The organism is Chloroflexota bacterium (genome assembly GCA_016235055.1).
Classification (GTDB): Bacteria; Chloroflexota; Anaerolineae; order JACRMK01; family JACRMK01; genus JACRMK01.
Window position 1 is genome coordinate 119,059 of sequence record JACRMK010000050.1, and the last position, 16,330, is coordinate 135,388.

12 protein-coding genes are annotated in these 16,330 nt (G+C 63.8%); 4 read left to right on the top strand and 8 right to left on the bottom strand.

Going from position 1 to position 16,330, the window contains the following annotated elements:
* Positions 1-2: 2 nt before the first annotated feature.
* A complete protein-coding gene (locus tag HZB53_12850; GenBank protein MBI5878530.1) occupies positions 3-1,466 on the top strand; it encodes a hypothetical protein in 1,464 nt (487 codons plus the stop codon).
* Here HZB53_12850 and HZB53_12855 read toward each other — a convergent pair.
* From HZB53_12855 to HZB53_12885, 7 genes are all read right to left on the bottom strand, one after another.
* Positions 1,405-2,511, bottom strand: a complete 1,107-nt coding sequence (locus tag HZB53_12855; GenBank protein ID MBI5878531.1) for a hypothetical protein — start codon at positions 2,509-2,511, stop codon at positions 1,405-1,407. The two genes, HZB53_12850 and HZB53_12855, sit on opposite strands and share 62 nt — an antisense overlap.
* Positions 2,512-2,578: 67 nt before the next feature.
* Entirely contained in the window at positions 2,579-3,424 is an 846-nt protein-coding gene (locus HZB53_12860) for a hypothetical protein (protein ID MBI5878532.1), read from the bottom strand.
* 352 nt (positions 3,425-3,776) lie between these two features.
* Positions 3,777-4,922, bottom strand: a complete 1,146-nt coding sequence (gene opgC / locus HZB53_12865) for an OpgC domain-containing protein (GenBank protein MBI5878533.1) — start codon at positions 4,920-4,922, stop codon at positions 3,777-3,779.
* A gap of 817 nt (positions 4,923-5,739) precedes the next feature.
* Positions 5,740-6,903, bottom strand: coding sequence for a carotenoid 1,2-hydratase (locus HZB53_12870; GenBank protein ID MBI5878534.1), 1,164 nt, complete (start codon positions 6,901-6,903; stop codon positions 5,740-5,742).
* Positions 6,904-6,907: 4 nt separating this feature from the next.
* Positions 6,908-9,457 carry an FtsX-like permease family protein gene (locus HZB53_12875; GenBank protein MBI5878535.1) on the bottom strand — a complete coding sequence of 850 codons (2,550 nt, stop codon included), beginning with the start codon at positions 9,455-9,457 and terminating at the stop codon, positions 6,908-6,910.
* A 2-nt stretch (positions 9,458-9,459) separates the two neighbouring features.
* Entirely contained in the window at positions 9,460-10,212 is a 753-nt protein-coding gene (locus tag HZB53_12880) for an ABC transporter ATP-binding protein (protein ID MBI5878536.1), read from the bottom strand.
* A gap of 348 nt (positions 10,213-10,560) precedes the next feature.
* Positions 10,561-11,325 (bottom strand): YceI family protein, encoded by a 765-nt coding sequence (locus HZB53_12885; protein ID MBI5878537.1) that lies wholly within the window; start codon positions 11,323-11,325, stop codon positions 10,561-10,563.
* A 382-nt stretch (positions 11,326-11,707) separates the two neighbouring features.
* Here HZB53_12885 and HZB53_12890 point away from each other — a divergent pair, with 382 nt between their 5' ends.
* The 3 genes from HZB53_12890 to HZB53_12900 all read left to right on the top strand — a co-directional run bounded on the left by HZB53_12890 (position 11,708) and on the right by HZB53_12900 (position 14,842).
* The gene (locus HZB53_12890; GenBank protein MBI5878538.1) at positions 11,708-12,553 is read left to right on the top strand and encodes a formylglycine-generating enzyme family protein; all 846 of its coding nucleotides are present in this window, start codon (positions 11,708-11,710) and stop codon (positions 12,551-12,553) included.
* A 14-nt stretch (positions 12,554-12,567) separates the two neighbouring features.
* Positions 12,568-13,170: a nitroreductase family protein gene (locus HZB53_12895; protein ID MBI5878539.1), complete on the top strand. Its 603-nt coding sequence runs from the start codon at positions 12,568-12,570 to the stop codon at positions 13,168-13,170.
* Between the two features lie 67 nt (positions 13,171-13,237).
* A complete protein-coding gene (locus HZB53_12900; GenBank protein MBI5878540.1) occupies positions 13,238-14,842 on the top strand; it encodes a GMC family oxidoreductase in 1,605 nt (534 codons plus the stop codon).
* Between the two features lie 57 nt (positions 14,843-14,899).
* On the opposite strand, the gene HZB53_12905 is transcribed toward HZB53_12900, so the two are convergent.
* Complete coding sequence (locus HZB53_12905; GenBank protein MBI5878541.1) at positions 14,900-15,748, bottom strand: hypothetical protein; 849 nt, start codon at positions 15,746-15,748, stop codon at positions 14,900-14,902.
* Between the last annotated feature and the right edge of the window lie 582 nt (positions 15,749-16,330).

Genomic DNA, 16,330 nt, shown 5'->3' on the forward strand with positions numbered 1-16,330 from the left:
CCATGCGTGAACTGCGTCTGCTGGCAGCCAGCGCCGCGGCAACCGCCGTGGTCTATGCATTGTATCTGCCGGTGCAGTTCCCGCTGGCGGGACTGTACCTGACGCCGCAGCTCGACCTGGGCAGCGTCAGCGATCGTCAACCGGCGGCCGCTGCGCTGTTCGCGGCCGGCAGCGCAGCCGTCTTCGGACTCTACGCGCTTGCGCTGGTGGCTGCGCGGCGCATCGAGTGTGCGTCCGGCGTTATTTCGCGCCAAGTCTGGGTGCTGACGTTGAGTGCTGGCATGGTATTCGCGCTCATCATGGTATGGACGTATCCGGTGGGCGCGGTCGACGTGTACGACTACATCTTTCGCGGGCGCATGTGGATGGCGCACGGGCTCAATCCGCTGGTGGTTGCGCCAGAACAGGCGCCGGGCGACCCCTGGCTGCCGTTCGTGGCCTGGAGCACCTACCCGTCGCCATACGGCCCGCTATGGGCGACCATTTCGGCATTCCTGTGCACGCTGGCTGGTTCCGACCTGCTCGTCAATCTGCTGGTGTTCAAACTAGCCGCGATCGCCAGTCTGTCTGTGGTGTCGCTGCTCACGGCCTCGTTGCTGAAAGGCAGCGGCCGGGCGCTGTCCGGCGTCCTGTTCCTGGCCTGGAACCCGTTGGTTCTATTTGAAGCGGCCGTCAACGGGCACAACGATATCTTCATGTTGTTGTTTGCGGCGCTGTCGCTCTGGCTGTTCCAGCGCCGCCGTCACCCGGCGGCATGGGCCTGTGCGGCGCTGGCCGCGCAGATCAAGATCGTCGCTGTCGCACTCAGTCCGGCGTTGGCGCTGGCTGTCATCATCGAGGCGTCCCGTGTGCATCGCAACTGGCGGTCTGCCGTGCGTTCTCTGATTGTCGGTGCGCTGGCATGGCTGATCGTGTTTGCGGGTGCTTACGCGCCCTGGTGGGCCGGCGACGCCACACTAGATGGCATCTGGCTGCTACAGGATCGTTTCACGTCGTCTGCGGCGACGGTGCTCAAACTCGGACTTGAGGCGCTGGACTACCCGGCCAATGCCGGCGAGTCTGCGCGCCTTGCCGCCTTGGCGGCGGCGCTTGCCGTGATGGGGTATGCCTCGCTGCTGGCATGGCGGCGCCGCTCCGCGCTGCCTGAAATCACCCTGGGCGTCTTTTGGCCGGTCGTCGCGCTGGGCACGCTCTGGTTTCAGCCGTGGTATGTCATGTGGCTGGTCGCTTGGGCGGCGCTTGGCGGCCCGGCGCAGCGTCGAACGGCGGCGCTGTGCGCGGCGGGCGCGCTTTCGCTGTACGTGCTGTTCGACTTCGCGTGGTTCTGGTACCCGGCGTGGCTCAATGCCGCCAATACGCTGGCGGTCAATGCGGTCGCGGTCGCGTTGTGGCTGGCGGCGCCGCTTACGGTGTCGTGGCTATATGCGCGCCGTAGAAGAGCAAGTCTTCCTCAATCCGGGACCTAAAGAACTCCTCAGAGTGGTCGCCGGGATAGATATGCACCTCGTAAGTTATCTTGCGCGCGTCGAGTTCCGCCTGCACCTCGCGTGTACGGTAGCTCCACGGATCGGTGTCGCCATAGATGAAGTAAATAGCGAGTGGCAGCGCAGGCGCGCGATCGCGCAGCAAGGGTAGCGCATCGAATTGGTCGAAGTATCTGGCGTCGCCGAAAAATTCCGGCGTGTCCGGGTCTCCGGCCCGCCGCCAGGATGGGCTGCGCAGGCCGGCCAGGCTGAAACGATCGTTGTGCAGCAGTGCCAGCGAAAGCGCGCCCTGACCGCCCATGGACAGCCCGCCGATAGCGCGGCTTTCGCGCCGGGGGATGGTGCGGAAGGTTCGATCCACATGGTCGACGAACTCCAGCGCCATATAGTCGCCCCAGCGCACACCATCCGCATGATTGAACCAGTACGCCTTGTCGCCTTCCGGCGACACGATGATGAATGGCGGGATTTCGCCTGCACGCATCATCTGATCAGCGATATCCTGCGTTCCGAACCATGACCACTCGCCGTGGTTGCCGCCCCAACCGTGCAGCAGATACAGCACGGGATAACGGCGCTGGCTGGCGGCGTAGCCGGGCGGCAGGTACACCATATATGGCATGTTCTGCTGTATGATGGCGCTGTCGTAGCTGTCGACGTATAGGTCGCTGTCGCCGCCGGGCAGGGGGGTCGGCGTATGCGTAGGCGTCGGCGCGATCGTCGATGTGGACGACGGTTGTGCCGCGGGCTGACTGGGCGCCGCTGTTCGCGTGGGCGTGAATCTTGCTGTGGCTGCCGCCGTCGGCGTGCGCGTGATCGTGGGCGTGCGCGTTGGTGTGCGGGTTGGTAGGCGCGTAAGCGTCGGCGTGCGCGTAGCCGTGGCCGTCGCGGTCGGGGTGCCGTCCGCAAAAGCCGCGATGGTATCGACCGGATTGTATGGCAGCAGGAGAACAACCACGCCGCATAATGCCGCACATGCGATCATCAGGCACGCGAAGATGATAATGGCGGCGGCGCGGAGGCTCATGCGACGAACGGAGACGCGACGGGATGCGTCATCAGCGACATGCGAATGGACGCGACTACGATCGGTACTAGCTTCCAGTCACGACCAACGGCTCATCGGCGGCGAAGAATTGCTCGGCCTGCGTCAGCATATCGTTGGTGATTTCATGCCCGACGCCTGGGAAAACCTTGAGCGTGCAGTTGCCGCCGGACTTGTTGAGCGCCTGAGAGAACTGTTCCGCCCGGCCCAGACGGGTGTTGCCGAGGTACTCATCCCACTGGCGCGGCACATCGCCCGGCTTATTGTCGTTGCCACCCACGCCAATCAAGAAACGCACTTGTTTGAACAGCGCGAAGTTGATTGGATGGCCGAGTCGCGCAGGCAAGTCGGCGATGCCGTAGGGGAATGGCAGGCTCTCAGGCCGTGCGCCGCTCACCACGCGAACCGATGTGAGTGGCAGCGTATACGTGCCTGCCGAATACGCCACCACGACGGATACATCTTCGGGGTATGACAGCGCAAAGCGGTGGGCCACTTGCGCCCCGCGCGAAAATCCGAATATCTTCACATGATCTTTGAGCTTCAAACCGGTCAGGCCGGGCAGTCGCTGGATCGTCGCGTTGAGGCGCTCGGCGATCTCGATATCTTCCAGCGCAACTGCGCTGGGATCGCGCCAGTTGCCATAGGCAATCGTCGGAGCCACCAGCAGCCAATTATGCTGATCAGCCGCCTTGATCAGCGAACCGGCAAAGCCCTTGCCCTCGCCGTTCATGCCATGCAGAGCGATGACGACTTGCAGCGGTTTGCCCGCCGGCGCCTTGGGCGGCACGTGAATGTACGCCGAGTAGGGGAGCGCGTTACTCGAAGCGGTCGTGGGCGCGCCGAGCACGTCGTCGGCCGGTTGTGCCCGCGCGGCCGCAGATGGCGCTGGCATGACATAGGCGGCACCAGTCGGCTCCGGAGTCGCATTGACAACGACCACCGGTGCGGGCGCAGTTGCCTGCGCAGCGAGGCGCTGCGGCCTTGGTTGCTGGGAAAAAACGCCAGCGGTCACGATGACGATTACAACAATACCAATGACGCGCTTCATGCCGGCCTCAACTGCCTCATGACGGAAACGACACTATACCTCTTCAATTTACTACCTAAGCGAGTGCCTGTCAATTTGAAGGGCCGGCAAAAATAGTGCGTATAGGTGACTCTGGCATGCGCGCATACAAGAACGCGGCTCCCGGTGAACCTACGCCGGAAGCCGAATCGAAATCATCACGCTGGCAGGTTCTCGGCTAACGCGGGATCACCCGGAACAGGAAGTTCTTGCGAATCATCTGCCAGGTCAGTGCCACCGCGCCGAGTTGGAGAACGGAGTTCGCCACGATGTCCTGGCCGTCGCCGCTGCCGATGTGCGCGACGACAATGTAGTACCCGACGAGCAACATAACGTGCATCGTGTAGCTATACAGCGAGTTTTCGCCCAGCGGATTGAACAGCCAGCCGATGGTGCCATAGAGCGGCTTCCAGAACAGCGTCGTGCCCATATAGAGTGTTGAGAAGACAACGGCCGAGGCGGCCAGTCTCCCAACGGACAGGCTGGCTTTGTCAAACAGCGCCATGATTGTCGGATCGTCTGGATTAGCGTTAGGGAAGATGACCAGCAGCGCGACGGTGGCCGCCAGCGCGAGGCTGAACCAGCGCAGGCGCATGAAACGGCCCAGGCGGCGCGACACGGTCTTGCGGTGGTAGCCGAGCGCCATCGCGGCGAAGAATAGCAGTTGCCAGGCCGCCACATGGAAAACCCAATTGCCCTCGATGTTCCAGGGGAAGCCCGACATCGCGGTTGGCGAGACTTGGTACGCGCCCCACAGCGCCAGCGATCCCGTGAGCATCCAACCAGTCTTGCCCCGGTTCATCAGCCACAGGGCGACCGGCGCCAGCAGCAGCAGTTGCGTGTAGAGCAGCGGAATGTCGGCAAACGCGAACGTGCGCTGCATCGTCGCCACATCGAAGATCAGCTTAAGCGGATCGCCGATCACATACCACGATGCAAAGGGGAGGTTGAATGTGCCGATCAGCCAGACGAATAGCAGCGTCAATGGCACCGTCAGCGTATAGAGCGTCCAGGCGCGAGCCAGCGCTTTGCGCGCGGCCGGCCACCAGCCGATCTTGCGCATCATGTCGCCATAGATGATGCCAACCAGCAACCCACTGATGAAGACGAAGCCTTCGGCAGCCGAAACGAAGAAGCGGTTGCCGCCCGTGAAGTTCTGCAGCCAGGAATCACTGCCCAGATGATCGACGATCATCGCAAACACCGCGTACCCGCGCAGGAAATCCAGCCGCAGGTCGCGATTGCCCTTCTGCACATAGAACCAATCGTACATGCGCCACTTGATCGATGCGGCTTGTGGCGTCAGATATCTTGTGTTGATCATAGCTGTCCCCTATCCGCCTGTATCCCTTCGATGCACTAACAAGATAGGGTCTTGAGTTGAGAATTTTCTATCCCTTAGATTAAGGATTGGTGAGAAACTAATGTCGCGCGCAGCCATAAATCGCAATAGTAATTGTTTACCACGTCTGCGGACGGGTATTCATTGCATGTCTGTCCAAGACAACCACGCGATAGCCGCATGCACGATGTTTCTGGCATGGCCCGTATTGAACTCTCAATTAAGAGCTTACCTGCAGTGCCTCGCCCCCTCATCCCCTTTGTTTTTCGCCCCTCCCCGCGAAAGCGGGGAGGGGTCGGGGGTGGGGTTGATGTATGTGAGCGAGTCTGCCTGTGGCGTCATCCCATGCGGTTGAGCGGGTCAACCAATCGATCAACGCCCATGCTGAGTACTGCACTCATGACAACTACCCAGTAAACAAGTACTCGCAATAATTGTACTGTGCTCAGTTTAACAATTGCGCGAACTTGTGAAGGTTGGCACAACGCGGAATGATGAATGTGATACTATTTCAAATTGAAAATGTCCCATGTGCATGTCGCATGTGCACACGGCACGCCGCCAAATTCTGCCTTCCCCCCGACCCCCTCCCAGCTTCGCTGGGAGGGGGCGCAAGGCAAGGGGATGAGGGGGCGGCAGTTGCACTTGCGCAATCGCTGTGAGGACATGGCCAAGTTGAAATAGTATGACGGATATCGTGCGTATGAATTGTAAATTGCGACACTGCTGCAGTTTTGGATCTATCTTGTCAGATGAGAGGCCCGAAACGAACTGGCCATCTGGCGGGGTGAGGTCTCACTCAGCGCGGGAACTGCCCGGCATAGCCGGTCATCTCGACATAGCCATAACCATCCACGGTCGCGCCGTTGGATTGGCCGCTGATGCGCACTGCACCTTCCCAGTACTTGAAGGTGATATCCATTTCCTGGTCGGCTACAAGCGGCGCGATGTTGAGGGTGATGCGTTCTGATGGCAGTTCCAGTGTCCAGCGCGACGGATATCTGCCGCCCGTGCGCGGGCTTTGCCAGTGGTCGAGCACCTGCACCCGGAACTGCTCGCTGGGAAAAAAGTGCGTCGTGCCGTCTTTCATAATCAGCGTGCCGGACGAGAACGGCTCGATACTGCCATCACGCCGGCGAATCTGAAAGACCATGAGTTCGCGGCCATCGTTCAACTGCAATGAGAACCAGTCCCAGCCGACGGCGTCCGATCCCAGGCCGGTCGTGCCAAACTCGTGATCCATCCACGACTGGCCGCTGACGTCGAAGCGCTGGCTGTTAATGGTCAGCGAACCCAGGCTGGCCAGTCGTGTGTAAGAGAAGTAGTATGAGGCATTTCCGGCGAGCGCCGATTTGCGGCTCAGTCCGTTTTCGCCGTGCAGCGCGAGTGGCTTGGTGGACTCGAGTTTGAGATCAAGCGCCAGTTCGCCCGTGCCGGCGGGCGTGTCACTGGCGCGCAGGCGGACGGCGCTGCCGTCGGCGTTCAGCGATTCGACCGACCAGTTCTCCAGCCACAGCCGGTATGGCGCGCCGCTGGCCCCCGCGAGCCCCGCCGCGCCGCGGCTGTAGCGCTCGGTTGCGATATGGCGCTGAGATGACCCATCGGTGAGCGCGAAATGCGCGAAATAAACCTGATTCGTCGCCCAGTCGGAGTCGCGCGTCTGCATGGTCGGCGTGATGGCGCGCCGGAAAAACGTCAACTGGTATCCGAAGCGGCGGCCATCGGTGGCGGTCAGATTGCCGGTGTAGTACCACCACTCGGTCTGGTAGTCGGGATGCGGACCGTGGTCGGCCGGAAAAACCAGCGCGCGCGGCGCGATGGCGCGCAGGTAGCCGGCGGCATCGTCGACGTGCTGGAGCGCTGTGACCTCGGCACTGACGCCGGACGGTGACGGTGCGCGCAGAATCAACACGGTCATTCCGGCAACCAGGAGAAGCCCCAGCAGGGCGGCGATGCGTTTCATGCGTTTACTCGCTGCGCAATGCCGTGGCGGCCTGCATGCGGCTCATACGCTGCATCGGGTAGACCGCGGCCAGCAGCGCGGCGGCTATGGAGATGGCGAGCGCCTGCACGTACACTTCCGGCACCGGCGAGAAAAAGATCGTCCAGCCAAACGAGCGCAGGTTGATCACATAGATGAGCACCAGCGACATGGCCAGCCCGACCGGCATCGACAACAGCCCGGCGGTCGCGCCCATCAAGCCGGTCTCGAGCAGCGTCAGCCGCCAAAGCTGCGGGATCGTCATGCCGGTGGCGCGCAGGGTGCCCAGTTCGCGCGTGCGCTCCAACTGGAGCGCCATCAACGCGCTCAGCACGCCGATGAAAGCGACGACGACGGCGACGATGCGCAGCGCGGCGGTAATGGCGAAGGTGCGGTCAAAGATGACGAGCGCCGTCTGGCGCAGGGCGCGATTGGCCTGCACGCGCACCACCGCGCCGCCCAGCGCCGCGCGCACGGCATCTTCCACGCGGCCCGCGTCGGCCCCCGGCGCGACATACGCCGCGACCGACGAGATCGCCGAGTCGTTCCAGTAGCGCCGGTAGGTGTCCAGGCTCATGAGTACTGAGCCTTGATCAGACGAATAGTCGTACGACACCGCCGCCACCAGGAAGTCGTGCGGTCCCTGGTCGGTCAGTAGCGACAGATGGTCGCCCAGATTCAGGCGCAGCCGGTTTGCGAACGGCTCGGTGATGATCAGCGCTCCGGACAGCACCTGCGCCCAGATCTCGTCGGGTGAACCGTTGCGGAAGCGGTAGACCGATGCGCCGCGCCCCCGCCGCGAGGTGACCGCATTGAGGCGCACTGGGCCATGCGACGGCGACGCCACGCTGACATTGCGGTATATTTCGATCCCGCTGATGCCTGGAACTGCGGCGATGCGATCTGGCAGCGCCGGGTCCATGCTGACTGCGCGATTGGCCGACGACTGCGGGGGCGCAATGTAAATATCGGCCAGCAGCGTTTGATCCAGCCAGTTCTCCACGGTGGTGCGGAACGACGCGATCATCACGGTGACGCCGATCGTGACGGATATGGCGACCATCAGCGCGGCAATCGCAATCGACGTGCGGCTCAGTGCGTTGGTGACCGTGCGCGCCGCCATCCGGCCGAGCATGCCCCAGCGGCCGAGCAGCCACGCTGCCACGCGCATCAGGTACACGGTCAGCTGCGGCACGCAGAAGACCAGCCCGAAGAGAAAGACGAACAGGCCGGCGAACGAGACGAAGACGCTGGACTGCACAAAGATGATCAGCGCGAGGCCGGCGACGGCCATCACGACCCCGGTGCGTGTCAGCGCGGGCAGCATGCGCCGCACGCGATCTTCCAGATCGCTGCGCTGCAGCGCCGTGATAGCGGGCACAGCCGCGGCCTCGGCCGACGGCACGGCTGCCGCGATGAGCGCGGCCATGATGCCGAGCACGGCGCCTTTCAGGAGCGTGGCGGCTTGCACGTCGACGCCGCGCACGGTGACGCTGAAATACAGATCGTTGATCGTCTGTGTGACGAGCGCGACCGTGAAGCGGCCCAGGACTATGCCGAGCAGCACGCCGAGCACGGAGCCGACCGTCCCGATGATGGCGGCCTCGGCCATGATCAGGGCGAAGATCTGTCGGCCGGTCACGCCGAGGCAGCGCAGAATGCCAAGCATTTGCCGGCGCTGGACCACCGTGAACATGACGGTGTTGTAGATGAGAAACATGCCGACCATTAGCGCCAGCAGGCTGAACGCTGTGAGGTTGAGCTGGAACGCCGCGGTCAACTGCGTAACCGTATCGGACTGTTCCGAGGCCGGCGCAAGCGCCAGCCCAGGCGGCAGGCGTGCTGCGATCTGCCCGGCGATTTCCGGCGTGGCGATCAGGTCGATGCGCGATAGGCGGCCGCGCATGCCGAAAAACTCTTGCGCGGTCGAAACGTCGGCGAGCATCAACCCTTCGAGCGCGCGTGCCGAAACGTCGTTAGGCGCCTTGAGCAGCCCGACGATGACTGCTGTTTTGCGCGCCGAGTCCACGCGCAGGCTGATGCGGTCGCCGATGCGCAGCCCGAAACGCGCGGCGCTCTCCGCCCCGACGAGCACGCCGCCCGGCCGCGTGTAAAACGCCGTGAGCGCGTCAAAGTTGCCCCCATCCGAGGCGGGCGTGCGCGGCAGGGTGAGGTATGACCGGAACGGCGCCTCCGCCAGCGGATCGACGCCGAGCACGCGCACCGTCTGGCCGCCCATCTCTTCGACGCCGGCGTAGCCCTCGACGACCGGCGCGCTCAGCCGGTAACCGCCGTCCACGCGCAACCGCCGGTACACGTCGTCGTCGATGCCGCCCGGCCCGCCCTGAATCACATGCGTGGCGCGGCCGATCACCGCCTCGGTCGAGAGGTGAAAGGCGCGCGCGGCCGAATCGTTAGCCAGGTCGATCGCCACGACGACGGCGACGCCGAGTGCGACGCTGAACAGCATGAGACCGGTCAGCCATGGCCGCCGCATGGCGTCACGCAGGCCGGTCTTCAGCAGCGTCCAGTGCATGCTTAGCGCGCCGCCCCGGCAATGATCGCGTCACCGCTCACATCGACCAGGTGTCCGTGATCGAGCTTGAAGCGGCGGCCGGCCAGGACGGCTACTTCGGACGAATGGGTGACGATGATCAACGTTGTGCCGCGCTCGCGGGAGAGCCGTGTCAGCAGATCCATCACGGCTGCGCCGGTGTCGGCGTCGAGATTGCCGGTCGGCTCGTCGGCGAGGATCAACTCCGGGTGCGCGCACAGTGCGCGGGCCATCGCAACGCGCTGTTGCTCGCCACCCGACAGTTTGTCCGTGTACGCGCCGGCGCGATCGAGTAATCCGACTTCGCGCAGCAACTCCTCCGCGCGCCTACGGGCCTCGGGTGCTTTGACGCCGCTGAGCTCGGCGGCCAGCAGGACGTTCTCGATCACGGTCAGCGTCGGGATCAGGTTGAAGAACTGGAACACGAACCCGATGTGGTCGCGGCGGAAAATCGTGCGGCGGCGATCATCCAGCGCGCTGATGCGTTCGCCGGCGATCCAGATGTCGCCATCCGAGGGCAGGTCCAGCCCGGCGAGCAGGTTGAGCAGCGTGCTCTTGCCGCTGCCGGAACGACCGATGATGGCGATGAACTCGCCGCGGTTGAACGATGCGGTGACTTCGGCGAGTACGACGCGCTCGCGCCCGCCCTCGGCGAATGTTTTGCTGACGCGGTTGAAAATGATCAGCGCGTCTGTTGGTGCGCTGTCAGGTGGGTAGGAATCAGGTAGTTTGGGCATGGTATACGCGCGGCGCAGATGTGCCACAGAATTATACGCCCGGTGCGCCCGGCTGCATTGTGGAGACTGAAGAGCACGCGTGCGCTGAGCTTGTCGCAGCGCATAGCTGCTTGGTCGCCCCTTCGACAGGCTGTTCAGAAACTTGGCGGGCAACCAGACTGGTTATTCATTTTGGCCCGTCATGCCGACATGTCGTTGTCCGCTGGCATGACGGCTTGGATATGCGGCGCACCAATTTCTGTCCGCACGCACGTCGCCGCGACGACCTGGAATTCTCAGGGGGCGTGACGGATGACAAAAAACGCCGCGGAGTTCGGTCCGCGGCGTCGGCGCAATTCGGTGCGGGTGTTAGCCACGTTTCAAGTGCAAATCCAGTTCCAGCTTGATCGTGTCCTCCACACCCAAAACCATCGGGACGTTCGGCTTCTGAATGTTGAAGTAGGCGAACGTGAATGACGTCGTCGCCGTGCCGCGCGCTTCGCCGTTCTTGAACTCGCCGGTTACATCCCAGGTCACCGATTTGGTCACATTGCGGACCGTCAGGTCGCCGATCAACTGGAAGGCGATCGGCCCGTCCTTGAGCGGCACGGTCAAGCCTTTGGCCGAGGTCGGCATAAAGACCGCCTGCGGGTAGCGGCCGGTTTCCAGAACGGCCATGCGCAGAAAGTTATCGCGGCGGCTCTCGTCGCTCCTGAGCGTGCTTACATCGACCGTGATCTTGGACTGGTCCGACAGAATCGTGCCGTCGGTGCGCGCGATGATCTGTCCGCTGATCGTCTTTGTGCGGCCGATCGCATCGCTGGGCAGGCTCACGCCGGCCAGTTGCTCGCGGACGCGGTAGCGCGCTTCGGAGTCATCGGCGAAGACGACACGCACGGCGTCAGCAGGCAGTGTAGTGGCCGGCGTCGTACTGGATGGCGCGGTGGTACCGCTGGCGGCCGGTGTGTTGGCGGGGCGTGCGGTCGCTGGCGTAGACGCCGCTGACGCTGTCGCTGCGGATGTCGCAGCGGCCCTGGGCGCTGTCGTCGGCGCGACGGTCGGTTCAGCCGGCGCAAACGGCCCGCAGGCGGTAGCCGCCAGCAGAACCAGAAGTCCGGCAAACAGATTTCTCATTGAACAATTTCCTCTCGGATAAACGTGATGTGCGGGTGCGATGAACTCACCCTGCGGAGTGCGGCTTACATGACAATACGCTCAATTCTACCAATGGGTATTCGCGAGTTCATGAAAGCCGGATGAGAAACAGATGAATTCAGCCCGCGCGGCAGGCAGGGCGTGTATAATGTAAGCCATGTCGCGCGCTCTGCGCTTTACGTTAGCCCTGATAACTATATTCGCGGCGGCCGCTTGTGGTACGACGCCCTTGCCATCTGCAACGCCAACTCTATTGCCTCCGCTAACTATTACGCCGCTGCCATCGCCAACTGCGGCTCCCACCGCGACGTCGCTGCCCACGCAAACTTCTGCACCGTCGCCAAGCGCGTCACCGACCATCGTGCCGACGGCTACGGGCACGCCAACGCCGACCGCGACGCGGGTGCCTCCCACCGTGACGGGCACAGCGACAGCGCGTCCGACCGCCACGCTCGATCCGACGCTCAAGACGGGGCAGACGATCGAGCGCGGAGGCGCGACGATGGTGATGGTTCCGGCCGGCGAGTTTCTGATGGGCAGCCGCGGCGACCCGTATGCATTCAAGCACGAGACGCCCCAGCATCGCGTGTACCTCGATGCCTACTGGCTCGATCGCACGGAGGTGACAAACGCGCTGTACGCCCGCTGCGTGGCGGGGGGGGCATGCCAGGCGCCGCGCCAGTTCCGTTCGGCCACGCGCACGGACTATTATGCCAACCCGCAGTTCGCTGAATTCCCGGTGCTCTACGTCTCGTGGACCGACGCGAAGCAGTTTTGTGCGTGGGCCGGCAAGCGCGTTCCGAGCGAGGCCGAGTGGGAAAAGGCGGCACGCGGTCCCGACGGCAGCGTCTACCCGTGGGGCGATGCCTTTGACGCGAGCCGGCTGAACAGCGCCGAGGGCGGACCCGGCGATACGGTGCGAGTCGGGAGCCACCCGACAGGCGCCAGCGTCTACGGCGCGCTGGATATGGCCGGCAACGCGTGGGAATGGATCGCCGACTTCTACGATGGCAACTACTACGCGCTCTCGCCGCCGGCCAACCCGCGCGGCCCGGCCGATGGCCCGCCGCCGTCCGAGGCGATCGGCGTGATGCGCGGCGGCGCATGGAACAACAACCTGCGCGCCGTGCGCGGCGCGAACCGGCTCAATTACTTCCAGCGACACGTCGGCTTTGAGGCCGGCATCCGCTGCGCGGCCAACCCATAACCCAAGGAGTTCCTATGGATCTCGCAACCGTTGACAAACTGCTGACGACGACCCATTCCGTGCGCAAGCGCCTCGACCTGACACGCCCGGTCGAGCCGGAGATCATCGAGCGCTGCATCGAGATCGCGACCCACGCGCCGAGCGGCAGCAACCAGCAGGGCTGGCATTTCTTCGTGCTGACCGACGCCGCCAAGCGCGCGCAGGTGGCCGAGTACTACCGCACGTCATGGACCGCGTACAACGCGCGGCGTTTCAGCGCTGCGGCGGCAAGTAACGACTCGTACGTTCAGCAGACGCTGCGAGTGCGCGACTCGGCGTGCATCGAGGGGCGACCCAGCGATCCGTCACCGGCGGCGCAGGCGGGTTTCTACGGCTCCATCCTGCCGGCGGCGTGGTCGTTCATGCTGGCGTTGCGCGCGCGCGGGCTTGGCGCGGCGTGGACGACGCTGCATCTGCCGTATGAGCGGCAGGTCGCGGAGCTGCTCGGCATCCCTGACAATATCACGCAGGCCGCGCTGATGCCGGTTGCTTACTTTACGGGCACGGACTTCAAGGCGGCCGAGCGGTTGCCGGCACGCGAGCGCACGCACTGGAACCGCTGGGGTGCGCGCCGCTAACGTGATGCGGGCGGCTCGCGAGCCGCCCCTACACGGTCATATTGACTAAAGAACGGGACGACGGCATGTGGACCCGACGACGATATATGATTTCGTGATTGTAGGCTCCGGCTTCGGCGGCAGCGTTTCGGCCCTGCGCCTGGCGGAGAAGGGCTACAGCGTGCTGGTGCTGGAGCGCGGCAAGCGCTATCGCGACGAGGACTTTGCGCGCTCCAACTGGGACCTGCGGCGCTACCTGTGGGCGCCGCCGCTGCGCTGTTTCGGCATCCTGCAGTTGACGCTCCTGAAGGACATTCTTGTCTTTCACGGCAGCGGCGTCGGCGGCGGCAGCCTCGGCTATGCGAACGTGCTGATGGAGCCGGACGATCACCTCTTTGATGCGCCGGGCTGGCGCGACCTGGCCGACTGGCGCGTGCTGCTGCGGCCGCACTTCGTGGAGGCGAAGCGGATGCTGGGCGTGGTGGTGAACCCGCGCACATGGCCGGCGGACGCGGCGATGCAGTCTATAGCTAATGAACTCGGGCGCGGCAACACATTCACGCCGACGCCGGTGGGCGTGTTCTTCGGGCCGGAGGGCGTCACGGTACCCGACCCGTACTTCGGCGGCGAAGGGCCGGCCCGCGCCGGCTGCCAGCAATGCGGCGGGTGCATGGTCGGCTGCCGCCACAACGCCAAGAACACGCTGGTCAAGAACTACCTGTACCTGGCCGAGAAGCGCGGTGTGCAGGTGCAGGCTGAATGCCACGTCGATGATGTGCGATCGCTGCAAGGCGATTCGGATGGTGCGCGCTACGAAATTCGCTACCGGCAGTCCACGGCGTGGCTGGGGCGTGCTCGGCACACCGTCCGGGCGCGCAACGTGGTGATTTCGGCTGGCGTCATCGGCACGCTCGGGCTGCTCTTCCGCTGCCGTGACGAGACGCGCTCATTGCCCGCACTATCGCCGCGGCTAGGCGAACAGGTGCGGACCAACAGCGAGGCACTGCTGGGCGTCACGGCGCGCGATGGCGCGGTGGCGTATGATCAAGGCGTGGCGATCCCCTCGGTGTTCCAGGCCGATGCAGTCACGCACATCGAGCCGGTGCACTACCCCGACGGTTCGTCGCTGATGCGCCTGCTGGGCGTGCCGATGACGGAGGGCGGCCGCACATTTGTGAGGCGTCTGTGGTCGATCGCCAAGACGCTGCTCCGGCAGCCCGGCGACTTCTTTCACACGGCGATCGGGCCGGGCTGGGCGCGGCGCACGACGATCGTACTCGTGATGCAGACGCGCGACACCTGGATGCGGTTGCGCCTCGGACGCGGATGGCTCACGCTCGGCCGGCGCGCACTGGTCTCGGAACGCGGCAGTGCGCATGCCGTGGACGCGCACGTTTCCGTGGGTCTGGACGTGGCCCGGCGGTTTGCGGAGCGGATTAACGGCATTCCCCAGGAATCGCTGGTGGAGGGTTTGCTGGACACCCCGACGACGGCGCACATTCTGGGTGGTTGCCCTATAGGGCGCGACGCGGAATCTGGCGTCGTGGACATGTATTGCGCCGTGCACGGTTATTCGGGTCTGTACGTAGTCGATGGCTCCGTGATGCCGGGCAATCCAGGCGTCAACCCCAGCCTGACGATCACGGCGCTTGCCGAGCACGCGATGAGCCACATTCCGCCGGCCGCTGGCTGAGACGCGACAGACACGGATCGCCAGGCACGTTGCGGACAGCCTGCTAAGCCTCACGCATTATTTCTTGCGGCGGTTCTTTTGCCGCGACTTCTTGGCCTGCTTGCGCCGACTTTTGCCCTTGGTCTTCGTAGATCGGATGGCGGAACGCGCCCCAAACGGTAGACTCGGGATTGCCGATTCTCCACTGAAGGACCTGGAAGCACGGGGCGCATCTGGCGCCCAGAAGCCCTCGTATGGCGTGTCACGTTTGTCTTTCAGACCGAGATCGACCTGAGCATCCTCCCAATCGCCGCGATACATGAGATCGACTTGGCCGGCGGCGTAGGCGCGTTCGATCAGCGGCGCAGACGCCAGCGCTTTCCACGTGACGAGCAAGTGAATCAGACACGCGTTGAGAACGGGATCCTGCTCGGCGAATCGCTCCAATTGCCTCGTTACCGTCTCGACGATGATCGAGCGTGATTGGTCATCGCCCTCGGCGACCTCTTCGAGGCCGGAGACGGCAGCACATCGCGCCCAAAGCCCGTGTTTAGTGTCAGCCAGGTATGTTGCCAGCGCCGGAATGCATGCTGCGCCAAACAGCCCGAATACCCTGGGCAGCTCCTCACTCGCCCAGTCGTCGCCCTCATTGTCTGTCCGATCTAATAACGCGAGCAATGCATCGGTGGCTGACATCGCCCGCAGTTGGCCCAGCGCGCGCCACGCATGAATCGGCGCCCAGGCGGCTGGTTGGTCGTAGGCGTCATCGTCGAGCTTCGTCTCCCACTCGAGCGCAAGTCGTGTCAATTCGGGAATGTGCTCCTCATTGAGGCCCAAAGCCAGATAGTCAGGCCATGGCCCGCGTGCCTTGTCTTCGCCGAGCGCGAGCAGTTGGTCGATGGGGGACGGGGTGAGTGATGCTTGCATGTCTCTCCTCGTGAGGCGGTGTGGGTGGCGTACGAAACACATTGTAGCACATCTGCACGTCATACGTCATCGCCCTGCATGCTCGGGCAGCAATTCTCAATTTGGCTTTGTACGGGTACTTTCCAATGCCGCTTGCGATGCGCTGGCTCTCAGGCGCTTGTCACGCAAGCTGGCCCGCCGAAAAAGTGGCGCTGCCCTCCCCGTTAGCTTTTCCCCTTCTCCCCCGCTAGCTTTTCCCCTTCTCCCCCGCGCGCGCGGGGGAGCAGGGGCCAGGGGATGAAGAGGCAACCTGGCGGCCGACTCCAAAATGAGAATTGCTGATGCCCGGGACAGTGCCTTTCCATTCTTGGATACCGTGTCCGAACCGGCGCCCCGCAGCCTGAGCTTGCCGCACCGCCCCGCGCAGACGGGGTCGAAGCCGGCGGCCTGTTTACAGCACCCTTCGACGGCGTCGTGAGCCGCTCAAGGTCCGGCCGTCGGTTTGTCAAGCGAGAATGGAAAAGCCCAGCAATTCTCAATTTGGCTTTGTACGGGTACTTTCCAATGCCGCTTGCGATGCGCTGGCTCTCAGGCGCTTGTCAC

Coding starts and splice junctions, on each gene's coding strand:
- HZB53_12850 (MBI5878530.1), top strand. CDS start 3: ATGCGTGAACTGCGTCTGCTGGCAGCCAGCGCCGCGGCAACCGCCGTG.
- HZB53_12855 (MBI5878531.1), bottom strand. CDS start 2,511: ATGAGCCTCCGCGCCGCCGCCATTATCATCTTCGCGTGCCTGATGATC.
- HZB53_12860 (MBI5878532.1), bottom strand. CDS start 3,424: ATGCCAGCGCCATCTGCGGCCGCGCGGGCACAACCGGCCGACGACGTG.
- opgC (MBI5878533.1), bottom strand. CDS start 4,922: ATGATCAACACAAGATATCTGACGCCACAAGCCGCATCGATCAAGTGG.
- HZB53_12870 (MBI5878534.1), bottom strand. CDS start 6,903: ATGAAACGCATCGCCGCCCTGCTGGGGCTTCTCCTGGTTGCCGGAATG.
- HZB53_12875 (MBI5878535.1), bottom strand. CDS start 9,457: ATGCACTGGACGCTGCTGAAGACCGGCCTGCGTGACGCCATGCGGCGG.
- HZB53_12880 (MBI5878536.1), bottom strand. CDS start 10,212: ATGCCCAAACTACCTGATTCCTACCCACCTGACAGCGCACCAACAGAC.
- HZB53_12885 (MBI5878537.1), bottom strand. CDS start 11,325: ATGAGAAATCTGTTTGCCGGACTTCTGGTTCTGCTGGCGGCTACCGCC.
- HZB53_12895 (MBI5878539.1), top strand. CDS start 12,568: ATGGATCTCGCAACCGTTGACAAACTGCTGACGACGACCCATTCCGTG.
- HZB53_12905 (MBI5878541.1), bottom strand. CDS start 15,748: ATGCAAGCATCACTCACCCCGTCCCCCATCGACCAACTGCTCGCGCTC.